General features: G+C 61.5%; 15 protein-coding genes and 1 pseudogene. 15 read left to right on the top strand and 1 reads right to left on the bottom strand.

The genetic code is table 11. From position 1 onward, the window contains the following. Window positions 1-245: 245 nt before the first annotated feature. From Q6E04_RS02570 to Q6E04_RS02550, 5 genes are all read left to right on the top strand, one after another. The gene (locus tag Q6E04_RS02570; protein ID WP_303249246.1) at window positions 246-791 is read left to right on the top strand and encodes a zinc ribbon domain-containing protein; all 546 of its coding nucleotides are present in this window, start codon (window positions 246-248) and stop codon (window positions 789-791) included. A gap of 168 nt (window positions 792-959) precedes the next feature. Beyond that, window positions 960-2,720, top strand: a complete 1,761-nt coding sequence (thrS, locus tag Q6E04_RS02565; RefSeq protein WP_303249245.1) for a threonine--tRNA ligase — start codon at window positions 960-962, stop codon at window positions 2,718-2,720. 143 nt (window positions 2,721-2,863) lie between these two features. After that, window positions 2,864-3,643, top strand: coding sequence for a DNA repair protein RecO (gene recO, locus Q6E04_RS02560; RefSeq protein ID WP_303249244.1), 780 nt, complete (start codon window positions 2,864-2,866; stop codon window positions 3,641-3,643). 103 nt (window positions 3,644-3,746) lie between these two features. Then, window positions 3,747-4,337: a hydrogenase maturation protease gene (locus tag Q6E04_RS02555; RefSeq protein ID WP_303249243.1), complete on the top strand. Its 591-nt coding sequence runs from the start codon at window positions 3,747-3,749 to the stop codon at window positions 4,335-4,337. Window positions 4,338-4,453: 116 nt separating this feature from the next. Next, window positions 4,454-4,921: a viscotoxin-A3 gene (locus Q6E04_RS02550; RefSeq protein WP_303249242.1), complete on the top strand. Its 468-nt coding sequence runs from the start codon at window positions 4,454-4,456 to the stop codon at window positions 4,919-4,921. Window positions 4,922-5,028: 107 nt separating this feature from the next. Here the strand turns inward: Q6E04_RS02550 and Q6E04_RS02545 are convergent, their stop codons facing one another. Beyond that, window positions 5,029-6,216 (bottom strand): putative ABC transporter permease, encoded by a 1,188-nt coding sequence (locus tag Q6E04_RS02545; protein ID WP_303249241.1) that lies wholly within the window; start codon window positions 6,214-6,216, stop codon window positions 5,029-5,031. A 408-nt stretch (window positions 6,217-6,624) separates the two neighbouring features. Here Q6E04_RS02545 and pyrR point away from each other — a divergent pair, with 408 nt between their 5' ends. The 10 genes and pseudogenes from pyrR to Q6E04_RS02495 form a co-directional block, all read left to right on the top strand. Further along, window positions 6,625-7,212 carry a bifunctional pyr operon transcriptional regulator/uracil phosphoribosyltransferase PyrR gene (gene pyrR / locus Q6E04_RS02540; protein WP_303249240.1) on the top strand — a complete coding sequence of 196 codons (588 nt, stop codon included), beginning with the start codon at window positions 6,625-6,627 and terminating at the stop codon, window positions 7,210-7,212. A 4-nt stretch (window positions 7,213-7,216) separates the two neighbouring features. After that, a complete protein-coding gene (locus Q6E04_RS02535; protein WP_303249239.1) occupies window positions 7,217-8,161 on the top strand; it encodes an aspartate carbamoyltransferase catalytic subunit in 945 nt (314 codons plus the stop codon). Beyond that, window positions 8,145-9,437: a dihydroorotase gene (locus Q6E04_RS02530; protein WP_303249238.1), complete on the top strand. Its 1,293-nt coding sequence runs from the start codon at window positions 8,145-8,147 to the stop codon at window positions 9,435-9,437. Before Q6E04_RS02535 ends, Q6E04_RS02530 begins: the two co-directional genes overlap by 17 nt. 223 nt (window positions 9,438-9,660) lie before the next feature. Next, window positions 9,661-10,377 carry a dihydroorotate dehydrogenase electron transfer subunit gene (locus Q6E04_RS02525; protein ID WP_368656397.1) on the top strand — a complete coding sequence of 239 codons (717 nt, stop codon included), beginning with the start codon at window positions 9,661-9,663 and terminating at the stop codon, window positions 10,375-10,377. Further along, entirely contained in the window at window positions 10,377-11,291 is a 915-nt protein-coding gene (locus Q6E04_RS02520; protein ID WP_303249236.1) for a dihydroorotate dehydrogenase, read from the top strand. The genes Q6E04_RS02525 and Q6E04_RS02520 overlap by 1 nt, the downstream gene beginning before the upstream one ends. Next, on the top strand, window positions 11,285-11,995 hold the full coding sequence (gene pyrF, locus Q6E04_RS02515) for an orotidine-5'-phosphate decarboxylase (RefSeq protein ID WP_303249235.1): 711 nt from the start codon (window positions 11,285-11,287) through the stop codon (window positions 11,993-11,995). Before Q6E04_RS02520 ends, pyrF begins: the two co-directional genes overlap by 7 nt. Before the next feature lie 365 nt (window positions 11,996-12,360). Continuing rightward, on the top strand, window positions 12,361-12,669 hold the full coding sequence (mihF, locus tag Q6E04_RS02510; protein ID WP_303249234.1) for an integration host factor, actinobacterial type: 309 nt from the start codon (window positions 12,361-12,363) through the stop codon (window positions 12,667-12,669). A gap of 30 nt (window positions 12,670-12,699) precedes the next feature. Next, window positions 12,700-13,263, top strand: coding sequence for a guanylate kinase (gmk, locus tag Q6E04_RS02505; protein ID WP_303249233.1), 564 nt, complete (start codon window positions 12,700-12,702; stop codon window positions 13,261-13,263). Between the two features lie 17 nt (window positions 13,264-13,280). After that, window positions 13,281-13,541 (top strand): DNA-directed RNA polymerase subunit omega, encoded by a 261-nt coding sequence (locus Q6E04_RS02500; protein ID WP_123197198.1) that lies wholly within the window; start codon window positions 13,281-13,283, stop codon window positions 13,539-13,541. A 125-nt stretch (window positions 13,542-13,666) separates the two neighbouring features. Continuing rightward, window positions 13,667-13,931 (top strand): annotated as a pseudogene (locus Q6E04_RS02495) (tRNA 4-thiouridine(8) synthase ThiI); the annotation flags it as partial.

The raw sequence follows: 13,931 nt of genomic DNA, 5'->3' as shown, positions 1-13,931 counted from the left end.
GACGATCGGAAGCCGCCTGTGGCGCTTATGCCGCGGGCGGCTTCTTCCGTTTTCGGCATCGGGTGCGCCGTATGCGCGCGGACGGGGAGGGGCGAGCGGCGCCTTCGTCGTGCGAATGTGTTGAGCGCGCGTTCCCGAGTCCGTTTCGAAGCGCGACGGCCAGAATCCGGTACAATGCTTTGCGTTTATTGCGTAGAAACCGATCCGCGGGGTTAACGGCCGCGCGGCCTGAAAAGGAAGCGAACATGAGCGAGATTCTCTCTCAGCTGTGGACCCCCGAGCTTCAGATGGCGGTGACTGCCGTCATCGTCTTGCTGGTGGCTCTGTACGTGCTTTCCGTCATCTGGGTGGTGCGCGACGCGTATCAGCGCGGCACGTTGTGGTACGCCTGGGCCATCGTCGCCCTCATTCCGGTGCTCGGAGTGATCGCCTACACCCTGCTTCGTCCGCCTCTGTTGCAGATCGACCGTGATGAGCAAGAGCTCGAAATCGCTTTGAAGCAGCGCCAGCTGATGCATTACGGCGAATGCGGCAACTGCGGTTATCCCGTAGAGGCCGATTACGTTTTGTGCCCGCAGTGTCATCAGCGTCTGAAGAACCAATGCGCCAAGTGCGGCCATGCCCTCGACCCGTCGTGGACCATCTGCCCGTATTGCGCCACGCCGCTTCCGGGCGTTGCCGCGCGTCGTAGCGCGCGAACTACCGACGCCTCGCGACAGCAGGCGGCGCATCAGGCGAATCAGGCAGGTCGGCATCAGCAGGGCGCATCGCGTCCTCGCCAGGATCGATAGCTTCGATTCGAGCTTCGAAAGCCGTCTCGTTCGAGGCGGCTTTTCTTGTGAGCGTCCGCGTCGTCGCACGAGGCGACAGAAAGACGCCTTCGCCGGCGGGTGTCTATAGGCCGGCATCCATTTCGTTTCATCATGCGTAACTCGCATCGTTCGAGAGGAGACATTCCCATGAAGGCCCTGTACAACGACGGCTCCGTGGCCGAGGTTTCGCCGGAGGAATCCACCCACGTCATCCGTCATTCCGCGGCGCATATCATGGCCCAGGCCATCAAGCGCCTTTATCCCGAGGCCGACTTCGCGTACGGCCCCGCGACCGATAACGGTTTTTATTATGACGTCGATTTGGGCGACAAGAGGCTGTCCGAAGACGACCTTCCCGCCATCGAGGCCGAGATGAAGAAGATCGTCAAAGAGAATCTCAAATTCAACGCGTTCGAGCTTCCTCGCGAAGAGGCCATCGCGCTGATGGAAGAGCGCGGCGAGAAGTACAAGGTCGAGCATATCGGCGATCTGCCTGAAGACGCCCGTATCACCTTCTATCAGCAGGGCGACTACATCGACATGTGCGTCGGCCCGCATCTGACCTATACCAAGGCTCTTAAGGCGTTCAAGCTCACGGGCGTCTCCGGCGCTTACTGGAAGGCGGATTCCAGCAACAAGATGCTCACCCGCATCAACGGCACCGCTTTCGCCACCAAAGAAGAGCTCGACGCGCATCTCACGATGATCGAAGAGGCCAAGAAGCGCGACCATCGCAAGATCGGCCGCGAAATGGACCTGTTCATGATGCGCGACGAGGCTCCCGGCTTCCCGTTCTTCCTGCCTAACGGCATGATTCTCAAGAACACCCTGCTCGACTACTGGCGCGAGATCCATCACGCCGCGGGCTATGTGGAAATCTCCACGCCGCAGATCATGAACCGTCACCTCTGGGAGACCTCCGGCCACTGGGACCACTACAAGGACAACATGTACTCCACGACGATCGACGAAGAGGAGTACTGCATCAAGCCGATGAACTGCCCCGGCGGCGTGCTGGTCTATGCGTCCAAGCCGCATAGCTATCGCGAGCTGCCGATTCGCGCGGGCGAAATCGGCCTGGTTCACCGCCACGAGCTCAAGGGCGCTCTGCACGGCCTGTTCCGCGTCCGTTGCTTCAACCAGGACGACGCGCATCTGTTCGTGCGTCCCGACCAGCTGACCGAGGAAATCGTCGGCGTGGCCAATCTGATCACGTCCGTCTACGACAAGTTCGGCTTCACCTACCACGTCGAACTGTCCACGCGCCCCGAGGACTCCATGGGCTCCGACGAGGATTGGGCCGCCGCCGAAAGCGGTCTGAAGACCGCGCTCGACAAGCTCGGCATGGACTACGTGGTCAACGAGGGCGACGGCGCTTTCTACGGCCCCAAGATCGACTTCCATCTGGACGATTCGCTGGGTCGCACGTGGCAGTGCGGCACGGTGCAGCTCGACTTCCAGATGCCTTTGAACTTCGACCTCGAGTACACCGACGCTGACGGCGAGAAGAAGCGACCGATCATGCTGCATCGCGTGTGCTTCGGCTCCATCGAGCGCTTCATCGGCATCCTGATCGAGCATTTCGCCGGCAAGTTCCCCACGTGGCTTGCGCCTATGCAGGTGAAGGTCCTCCCGGTTTCCGAGAAGAGCCGCGCCTACGCCCATACCGTCGCCGACAAGCTTGAGGCGGCCGGCGTGCGCGTGGTGGTCGACGATCGTGATGAGAAGATCGGCTACAAGATCCGCGAAGCCCGCAGCATCGACCGCGTGCCGTACATGCTCATCCTCGGCGAGAAAGAGGCCGAAGAGGGCAATATCTCCGTGCGCGACCGTTCCAACGAGACGGTGCAGAAGTCGGTGGACGAGTTTATCGCCGAGATCACCGAAAAGATCCGCACGCGCGCATAAACGCACGGGCGGCGTTTCATCAGAAGCGACCGAAAGAAAGCGGCGGGGCCGAAGGGGCTCGCCGCTTTCGGCTTATCGGGGTCCATGCTCCGTCGGTCCATTCGAAGGGCGGCCGGAGCCGCCGGGCGTGAAGGGAGGGAGGCGTGGCTTCCGGGACATACGATTTGCATGCGCTGGTTCTGCGCAAGACCAAGCTCGGGGAATCCGACCTCATCGTGACGCTTCTCGCCGAAGACGGCAGGGAAGTGCGTGCTGTCGTGAAGGGCGGACGCAAGCCCTCGTCGCCCTTTTCCTCGCGGCTCGATATCTTTTGCGAAGTCGATCTGCTCATGGCTCGCGGCAAAAGTCTCGACATCGTCAAGGAGGCGCGCCTGCTCGATGCGCACCGGGGACTGACGTCGGATATGGAGCACGCCGCCGCCGCTGCTCCGATGGCCGACTTGGCGTCGCGCCTGTGTCAGCCGGGCCTGGAGTCGCCGAAACTGTTCGCGCTTTCGTCGTCGGCGTTCTCCCATGCCGAACAGGCCTGCGCTCCGACCGCCGTAGCCGTGTGCGCGGCCTATATGTTGAAGGCTTTTTCGTTCGCGGGGTTTCGTCCCAGCCTGCGCCATTGCGTCGCATGCGGCGCCCCGCTTGCCTTCGATGCTCCTTCCCAAGATCGCACCCAGGTCACGTTCTCGGTGGCGGAAGGGGGAGCGGTATGCGGGTCGTGCCTCGTTTTCTCCGATACCGAGCGCATTCCCGTGGAGGTGCTTTCGTGGGCTGATTTCCTGCTCATGTCGACCTTCGACGTCGTCGTCGAGAGCAACCCTCCCGTGCGCGTTTCCTTCGAGGTGCTCCATCTGTGCCAGTCGTGGGCGCGCGAGCATGTGGGCTCGCGCCTCAAGTCGTTGGAATTCCTGTTCGTCTCGGGCATATTCTGACGTTACGATGCTTCGTATCGCCGTGGCTGTGTTCCTTTGCGTTTTTCATGCCGACCGTCCGATCGCTTCGCGCTTTTCGCGCTTGCGACGCTAGGATAGGGGTATGGAAAAAATAGCAATCATCTGCGTCGGAAATCGCCTCATGCTCGATGACGGAATCGGGCCTGCCGTTTTCGACGAACTCACCGAAAAGTATTCGTTTCCCGAGCATGTGTCGCTCTTCGACGCCGGGTGCATGACGATGGACCTGCTTCCCGTCGTACGCGATCACGATTTCTTGATCGTGGTCGATGCGGTCGATGGCACGGGCGAAAAGCCAGGGACGGTTTTTCGCTTCGCGCCGGAAGACATCGCAGGCCATCCGGTCATGCAGTCGCTGCACGACTTGCGCGTCATCGACCTTCTGAACGCCGCGTCGCTTCTGGGTTACGAGGCCCGGGGCATCTGCTTCGGCATCCAGGTCGAGAACATGACGCCCGCCACGATCACCGAGGGACTGACGCCCGACGTCTACGAGGCGCTGCCGCTCGCGGTCGATTCCGTGCTTGCCGAGCTCGTGCGTCGCGGCGTGAGCTTTTCGAATGCGGATGGCACGCCGTTCGTACCTCCGACGCAGCGGGCCGAGCTTGCGAGCGCCCCGTGCGTCGCATGCTCCGTCGACGAAGTCGATTTCTCTGTGCGCACGAACGAATAGGCGCCGTGCGGCACATGCGGGCGATCTGCGCCTGAGATTTCCGATAGATATCCATGCGCCCCGGTTTCCGCGCAATGCGGCGCACGGGGATTTTTCGACCGATAGGGACCATGCCCATGAGCAAGAAGCAAGCGAAGAAGGAAGCGGCCGCTCGTGCCGACGAAGAACGCGAGCGCATGAAGCGCGAGCTTATGGATGGAGTGCCGCGATTGAATATCGGCGCGTTGTTCCTGCCCCCTATCTGGGGTCCCGCGCACGGCTTGTGGGTGGCGATCGTGTTCTATCCTCTGTGGCTCGTCTCTGATACGTGTTTCGTGAACGCATTCGCCGAACGGACGCCGCTCGCCGTCACGCTCGGCGCGATCGTGTTCGTCGCCTTGACCGCGGTCACCTTCGCATTCGCCGTCGCGACGCAGAAATACGCCTTGCTCCGCGCGCTTTCCATGGGGGTTTCTAAAGAGACCTATCTGAAGCGCCAGCGCATCTGGGCGGTCGTATCCGTCATCATCGGCCTGGTCATGATCGGCGCGGCCACGTATTACAACGTGTTCCTCAATCCGCGCCTTGCGGGCATGTTCGTCTAAAGAGCCGTTGTGCCGCATGGACGCGCAGAACATGCGGCTTCGATATGGAGAAGGCCCCGCTTCCGAACGGAAAACCGTCTGGAAGCGGGGCCTTCGCGCGTTCGGCGTTAGTGGGCGCGCGTCGCGTTATCGGGATTGATGGACATGGTTTGGAAGCGTTCTTTCATGAATTCGTCGTCGTAGTGCCTGGCGCAGAACTGCTCGATGGCGTTATGCGGCGTCTGGCCTGCTTCGCGCTGGTACCAGGAGTCGAGGGCGAACAGGGTAAGGGCGCCGTTGACGATCATGAGCGCCGCGCAGACCGAGGTGACGGCGTAGCGCCAGTTCCAAGGGATGATGTTGACGAACTTCAAGAGGTGCGGCAGCAGGAGCTTGATCCAAACGCATCCGAGCACGCCCCACATGCACATGAACACGAAGTTGGTGCGGCCGTCGATGGACATGAACGAGCCCGTGTAGTCCCAAGCGACGATGCCGAAGGCGAACTGCATGAACCAGCTGGTCAGGTACTCGAACGCGCCGCCGATCACGGCGCTTACCAAGAAGATGAGGGGCAGCGGCTTGTCGTGGAAGCGATTGAGCGCGATGGTCATGAGGACCGCGCCGAAACCATAGATGGGGGAGAACGGGCCGTAGAGGACGCCTGCGCGGTCCTGGTATCCGCCGAACATCACGAAGTGATAGACGGTTTCGATCAGCAGGCCGAGTACGCAACATACCATGAAGATCCAAAAGAGGTTGAAGAAGTCGAGGCGAATGAACCCCTTGCCGCTTTCGTCGCGGCCGAGCGTGCCGTCTTCGGCGCGTTCGCGCAATTCCAGGTCGCGCAGCTTGCGTCGAAGTTCGCGCTCTTCGGACAGAGACGGGTCGATGTAGACCATCAGGGCGATAGCCACCACGAGGCGCACGAGGCCGGAGACGATGCTGCCAAGCTCGATGCCGAATACCATCATCTCGCACAGAAGCTGCGCGATATCGAGGACGATCAAGGTTTCGAGCGCGGTTCGCGCGTGGCGCCGGTTGCTGCGCAGCAGATAGATGCCGAGGGCGATGTAGAGGGCGCCGGTGGCGACGAGCAAAGCGATCTGCACGCCGAAGATGACGAGCGTCGTGGTGCCGTATTCCGCGAGGGATTTCTCGAAGCCTTCCGACATGCTGAAGGCCGCGCCGAAGATGGCGGGCAGCGACAGCGCGCCGATGACGATGAGGACGATGCCGAAGACCTTCAGCGGCAGGGGCAGTTTCTTCTTCGACGGCTGGGCGAGCGATTGGTCTTGCAGGGCGGTGTCGGTCACGGTGCTCCTTCGGTCGTTCGGGCGTTGCGCGCGCTTTACGCCTGGTTCGTCGCGCGTCGTTTCGAGTGTAGTTCCTCGGAGGCGCGAAAGAAATGACGCTTCGGTGACGAATCGCGAGAAATGGCGTCCGAATGGAGCGGGATGGATGAATGCGCTCTTTTTATGCACGAAACTGCATCTTCGTAAGAAAAGGGGTTACATGCCCACTTATTCGCGCTATACTAGGCAAGTCCTTTAAGACGGTACAGAGAGACCGGCAAGGCCGCGCGCCAGGTGCCAGAACAAGCGCTTACATATGGCACCCACGAAGCCTTCGCCGTCCGGCCGAGGCATTTTTTATGCCTTCATGTCGGAAGGCGACCCAAGGTCAGTCTGTACGCACTCGCACGACGTGAAAGGAGAGTGTGTATGAAAGACACCTACCAGGTGAAATCCGTCGTCATGGATGACGCGGAAATCGAGCGTTCGCTTACGCGCATCGCCCATCAGATCCTGGAAGCGAACCACGGAGCCGACAACCTCGCGCTCGTGGGCATCGTCACGCGAGGCGACCTGCTCGCCAAGCGTTTGGTTGAGAAAATCGAGCAGATCGAGGGCACCAAGGTGCCGCTCGGAAGCCTCGACATCAGCTTCTACCGCGATGACTTCCTGACTAATTTCGCCCCCGAGATCCACGCCACGCACATCCCGTTCAACATCGACGGCAAAGACATCGTGCTCGTGGACGACGTTCTCTACACCGGCCGCACCATCCGCGCCGCGCTCGACGCGGTCATGGACCTCGGTCGCCCGAGCGTGATCCAGCTGGCGGTCCTGGTCGACCGCGGCCATCGCGAGCTCCCGATCCGCGCCGATTACGTGGGCAAGAACGTTCCGTCTTCCCGCGATGAGAACGTGCGCCTGTTCCTCGAAGAGGTCGACGGCGTTTCGGCAGTGGAGATTCTCGAGATGAAGCCGGGCGAGCGTGCCGGCTCCGCTCCCCTTGGAGGTGAATAAGGCGATGGCCTTCAATCATAAACATCTTATCGACATCACGGAGTATTCCGACTCCGACATCATGACCATTCTGGAAACCGCCAAGGCGTTTTCCGAGGTCAATCAGCGTGCGATCAAGAAGGTTCCCACGCTGAAGGGCAAGACGATCGTCAATATGTTCAACGAGCCCTCCACCCGCACGCGCAGCTCCTTCGAGCTGGCCGAAAAGCGCCTTTCCGCCGACAGCCTGAACTTCGGCGGCTCCTCGACCGCCACGGTGAAGGGCGAAAGCCTCATCGACACGGTCGCGACGCTCAACTCGTACAAGATTGACATGGTGGTCGTGCGCGACAAGCATGCGGGCGCTCCCCATATCATCTCCCAGCACACTCCCGCATGCGTCATCGATGCGGGCGACGGCAAGCACCAGCATCCCACCCAGGCCCTGCTCGACCTGTACACGATCTGGCAGCATAAGCAGTCCTTCGACGGACTCAAGGTCGGCATCGTCGGCGACATCGGACATTCCCGCGTTTGCGGCTCCCTCGTTCCCGCCCTCAAGATCATGGGCGCCGAGGTCACGCTGATCGGCCCCGGCACGCTGATGCCCGCACGTCCCGACATCCTGGGCGCCGACCATGTGAGCGCCGACCTCGACGACGTCCTGCCCGAGCTCGACGTGGTCTACATGCTGCGCATCCAGCGCGAACGCCTCGAAGGCGCGCCGTTCCCGAGTCTGCGCGAGTACCACAATCTGTTCGGCCTCACCCAGAAGCGCGAAAAGCTCATGAAGCCCGACACGATTATCTGCCATCCCGGCCCGATCAACCGCGGCGTGGAATTCGACAGCTACATGGCCGACCATCCCGAGCGCTCGGTCATCCTTGAACAGGTCTACGCCGGCATCTGCGTGCGTATGGCCGCAATGTATCTGCTTTTGGGAGGTGCCGACAATGGCCTTGATTCTTAAAAACGCGCACGTCGTCGATCCGTCCGTCGAGCTCGACGGCATCATGGACGTCCTGATCGAAGACGGCAAGATCGCGCGCGTCGGCGAAGGCATCGAGGCCGAGGGCGCCGAGGTCCGCGACCTGTCCGGCAAATACCTGGTTCCCGGCCTGGTCGACATGCATGTCCACCTGCGCGAGCCCGGCTTCGAGCACAAAGAAGACATCGCGAGCGGTACCCGTTCCGCCGCCAAGGGCGGCTTCACCGGCGTGTGCTGCATGCCCAACACCGACCCCGTCACCGACAACGGCGTCGTGGTCGGCTACATCGTCGCCCGCGCCGCCCAGGTGGGCAAGTGCCGCGTCTATCCCGCCGGCGCCATGAGCAAGGGCCTCAAGGGCGAGATCATCTCCGAGATGGGCGACATGGTCGCTCAGGGCGCCGTCGCCTTCACCGACGACGGCCGCGGCATCCAGGACGCCGGCATGATGCGCCGCGCCATGGACTACGGCAAGATGTTCGGTCGCGTCTTCATGAGCCACTGCCAGGACGAGGGTCTGGTCGGTGCAGGCCAGGTGAACGAGGGCGTCGTATCCACGCGCCTCGGCCTTCTCGGCTGGCCCGCGCAGGGCGAGGAGCTGCAGATCGCGCGCGACATCATGCTCTCCGAGCTGACGGGCTGCGCCGTTCATATCCAGCATATCTCCACGGCGGCGGGCCTGGATATGGTCCGTGCGGCGAAGGACAAGGGCCTTGCGGTGACCTGCGAGGTCACCCCGCATCATCTCTTCCTGTCCGAGGACGACATCGACTCTACGTACAACACCTCGCTCAAGGTCAACCCGCCGCTGCGCACCAAGGCCGACTGCGAGGCTCTGATCGAGGGCGTCAAGGACGGCTCCATCGACGCCGTCGTCACCGACCACGCGCCGCATGCCGCATGGGAGAAGGCGCATGAGTTCGAGTACGCGCCCTTCGGCATGACCGGCCTGGAGACCAGCTTCGCGCTGATCAACACGCACCTGGTCAAGACCGGTCGGATCGACTACGCGCAGATGGTCGAGCTCATGGCCGTCGCACCGCGCGAAATCTTGGGCCTGGAGCCCGTGAAGATCGCCGAAGGCAGCGTCGCCGACATCACGGTGTTCGATCCGGATGTCGAGTGGGTCGTCGACGAGGCCGAGTTCGTCTCGAAGTCCAAGAATTCGGGCTTCATCGGTGCCAAACTCGTCGGCCGCGCGACCGATGTGTTCGTGGGCGGCGTCGCGACTCTGAAGGACGGCGAAATCGTCGAATAGCGTCGCATCAAGACGCTTTTGCAGCAGATGTGCTGCCGAGCGGCCCGCGCGGCTTCAAGCCGTGGCGGGCCGTTTCTTGCGTTATACTCGCATGACATGCCGGCGATCGGCCCGGCATGGTCTCTCATTTCGGATAGGCAGGTTCTTTATGTGTGATCGCTTCGCGTCGAAGCATTTCGACGAAAAGGCGCGCGTGCTCGCGAACGAGCAGATGGGCCCTCGCTTGTATAAGATTACCCTGGCGGCGCCGAAGATGGCGGAGGCCATCGAGCCGGGCCAGTTCGTGCATATGCAGCTGACGGGCATGGAGGCCCACATCCTGCGTCGCCCGTTCTCGGTCTATCGCACGGACCGTGAGGCGGGTTCCATCGAAATCATCTATCAGGTGGTCGGCGAGGGCACGTCGTTCATGACGTCGTACGAGCCGGGCGTCGAGTGCGCCTTGATCGGCGCCATGGGCCACGGCTGGCAGGAGCGCGAGGGCAAATCCCTTATCGTCGGCGGCGGCGTCGGCGCGGCTCCGCTGTTCCTTTTCGCCGAGAAATTGGCCGCCGAAGGCCGTCCGTTCGAGGTCGTGCTGGGCGCCCAGACCGAATCCATGCTGGTGACCCGCGCCGACTACGCCGACCTTCTCGGCCGCGACCCGATTCTCGCGACCGACGACGGCAGCGTCGGATATGCGGGCTTTTGCACCGAGCCCGTGCGCGAGCAGCTCGCGACGGGCGAGTGCCGAACCGTGTATTGCTGCGGCCCCGAGCCGCTGATGCGCGCGGTCGCCGCCCTCGCCGACGAGGCGGGCGTCGACTGCTTCGTTTCTATGGAAAAGCGCATGGCATGCGGCGTCGGCGCCTGCCTGTCCTGCGTTGTCGAGACCTCTGCGGGCAAGAAGCGCTCCTGCGTCGACGGCCCCGTTTTCGATGCGAAGGACGTGGTGTGGTAATGGCTTTGAATCTTCAGGTGAATTTGGGCGGCCTCGTCATGCCCAACCCGGTGACCGATGCATCCGGCACGTTCGCCGCCGGCCGCGAGTACGCCGATTTCGTCGACGTGTCCCGCATGGGCGCGGTCACCACGAAGGGCGTGTCCCTTCACGGCTGGGAGGGCAACGATTCCCCCCGCATCGCCGAAACGCCGAGCGGCATGCTCAATTCCATCGGTCTGCAGAATCCCGGCGTCGCCCATCTGTGCGAAGTCGACCTTCCGTGGATCAAAAGCCAGGGCGTCCCTGCAATCGTAAACGTCTCTGGCCACAGCCTCGAGGAATACGTGCAGGTGATCGAGGCTCTCGAAGAGGACGGCACCGCCGATGCCTACGAGATCAACATCAGCTGCCCTAACGTCGATGCGGGCGGTCTCACCTTCGGCACCCATGTGCCTAGCGTCACGGCCGTCGTGAGCGCGTGCCGCGAAGTCGCGAAGCGTCCGATGATCGTGAAGCTTTCGCCCAACGTGACCGATATCGCCGAAATCGCCCGCGCCGCCGAAGCCGCCGGCGCCGATGCCATTTCGCTGATCAACACGCTGCTCGGCATGGCGATCGACGCGAACAGCCGTCGTCCCAAGCTCGCGCGCGTCGTCGGCGGCCTGTCAGGCCCTGCGGTCAAGCCCGTCGCGCTGCGCATGGTGTGGCAGTGCTATCAGGCCGTCGACGTACCCATTCTGGGTATGGGCGGCATCATGACCGGCGAAGACGCCGTCGAATTCATGCTTGCCGGCGCAACGGCCGTCGCGGTCGGCACGGCGAACTTCACCAACCCGCATGCCGAAAACGACGTGCTCGACGGCATCATCGAATATTGCGAACGCCAGGGCGTCGAAGACGTCAACGAACTGATCGGAGGGCTGCAATGCTAGCAGCGTACGAAAGCATTCCCCGTGCAGACCGCGTTATCGTGGCTCTGGACTGCGACCGTCAGGCCGCGCTTGATCTTGCTCAGCGGCTACAGGGCAAGGCGAAGTGGCTCAAGGTGGGCATGACGCTTTATTACGCCGAAGGCCCTTCGATCGTCGAAATCTTCAAGCTTCTTGGCTTCAAGGTCTTTTTGGATCTGAAGTTCCATGACATCCCGCATCAGGTCAGCGGCGCGGCTGCATCTGCGGTTGAGGCAGGCGCCGATATGATCACGATGCATGCTGTGGGCGGCGTTCCCATGATGCAGGCCGCCCAGGCTGCCGTCGACGAGGCCGGCTGCGATGCCGACACGCTTGCTATCACGGTTCTCACCAGCATGGACGATGAGACGCTCGCCCAGACCGGCGTGAGCCGTCCGATGACCGAACAGGTGAAAACCCTGGCGATGTGTGCTCAGGATGCAGGCCTTTCGGGCGTCGTGGCGTCTCCCCAGGAAGCCTCCATGTTGCGTGAACTTCTGGGTCCGGATGCCCTGATCGTGACGCCGGGCGTACGCCCGGTCGGCGCTGCCTTGGGCGACCAGAGCCGTGTTGCCACGCCACGCCAGGCGTTCGACGCCGGCGCGTCCCATATCGTGGTGGGCCGTCCCATTACGCAGGCCGAAGATCCCGCCGCCGCTTTCGACGCGATCGCGGCCGAACTGTAGATCGGGGTTCCCGCATCGGCATCGCCAGGCCTTTCAGGCGCTCGAGGCGACGATTCGATCCTCGGGTTTCGTTCGACCTCCCGTTCCCGATGAGGGACGGGAGGTTTTTGCATGCAGGCTTCATTTCGGGAAGCCGTATGCATGTGGGGGACAAGGTGGACGTCCTCTCGAATAGGCTGTTTCCAAAAGGCTCGCTACATATGCGCGCCATTGAAAATACACAGGTCAGATGAGGAAAATAAAGTAATTCCGACGATAATGCGACGAGTTCGAGAATACGTGCAAGAGTTCTTGAAAATGCCGTTTCATGTGGTATTATCCCGTATCGCTGCAATCAAGACCATGCAGATGCGAAGGAGTACAGAATGGCAATTCCCCAATTGAGCGCCGAAGAGCGTCAGGCCGCACTCGAGAAGGCCAAGGCTGCTCGCATCAAGCGCGCCCAGGTTCGCGACGATCTCAAATCCGGCAAGCTGTCGCTGGAAGATGTTCTGGCTATGAAGGACGACCCCATCGTCGGCCGCATGAAGGTTTCCACCCTGATCGAAACCCTTCCCGGTTACGGCAAGGCCAAGGCCGAGAAGATCATGGGTGAGCTGAAGATCGCCGAAAGCCGCCGCCTCAAGGGACTCGGCGAGCGCCAGGAGGCTGCTCTGCTCGAGCGTCTCCGCTAAGAGGATTTCTTTCAACTAAAAGGGGGATTCATGCGCAAAGGGAACCTTTTCGTCATATCCGGCCCTTCGGGTGCCGGCAAGGGTACGCTCGTATCTCGTCTTCTCGAGCGGGTTCCCGGCGCGTGGGTTTCCATTTCCGCCACCACGCGTGCGCCGCGTGAAGGCGAGGTGGATGGAGTGCATTATCTATTCATGGACGATGCCGAATTCGACCGCATGGTGGAAGAAGGCGGCTTGCTCGAGTGGGCGCAAGTCCATGACCATAAATACGGCACTCCGCGCGCTTTGGTGGAATCTCATATGGCCGATGGCGATCAAGTCATTCTCGAAATCGACGTACAGGGCGGTTTTCAGATTAAGGAAAAGAATCCCGACGCGCATTTGGTGTTCATCGAGCCCCCCTCGATCGACGAGCTCGAGCGTAGGTTGCGCGGTCGCGGCACCGAAGACGAGGATACCATCGCACTGCGTATGCGCAACGCCGAACTGGAGCTTTCGCGCAAAATGGAGTATGATATACAATTCGTGAACGACGATCTCGATGTATGCACCGACGAAGTGGTTTCCTACATCGAGCGCCAGGCTACTATATAGACGAGGAATATAGACCTATGAGCATCATCGACCCTAAAATCGACGTCTTGCTGGACGCCACCGACAATGACCGATTCCTGCTGTGCTCTCTTGCTTCCAAGCGTGCGCACGACATCAATGACATGATGCGCGGCCAGCGAGATCGCGCCATCCAGCTTTCGAGCGCCGTCGAGATCGCCAAAGCGAACAATAAGAAGCCGCTTTCTATGGCTTTCGCCGAAATCGCCCGCGGTGAAGTTTCCTACGATCCCGAGACGATCGACATTTCGCAGCATTAAGCCAATCAAGCTCATTGCCAAGGCCCGTTCATCGGGCCTTTTCTATCTTATGGCGGAAAGGCACCTCCCGTTTCCGCCGTTTTCGGACCGCGCCGCAGCGGCGGCGCCGCGAAAAGAAGGGTATCATGCCTCAGTTCCAACGTATCAGCCTCGTGCATTATCACGAGCTCGGCCTTAAGGGCCATAACCGCGCAGCTTTCGAAAAGCGCTTGATGTACAACATCCGCACGTTGCTCGAAGATGCTCCTGTCGAAAAAGTCACGCGTATTTCGGGGCGCGTGCTTGTGATGTATCTTTCCGATGCCGCCCCTGAGGCCGTTTCCGACACGGTCGAGCTGTTGGCCAAGGTTCCAGGCGTTGCGCGCGTGTCCTGCGGTTTCGTTTGCGAGC

The organism is uncultured Slackia sp., from assembly GCF_959608125.1.
Classification (GTDB): domain Bacteria; phylum Actinomycetota; class Coriobacteriia; order Coriobacteriales; family Eggerthellaceae; genus Slackia.
This window is presented reverse-complemented; position numbering and strand designations above follow the sequence as displayed.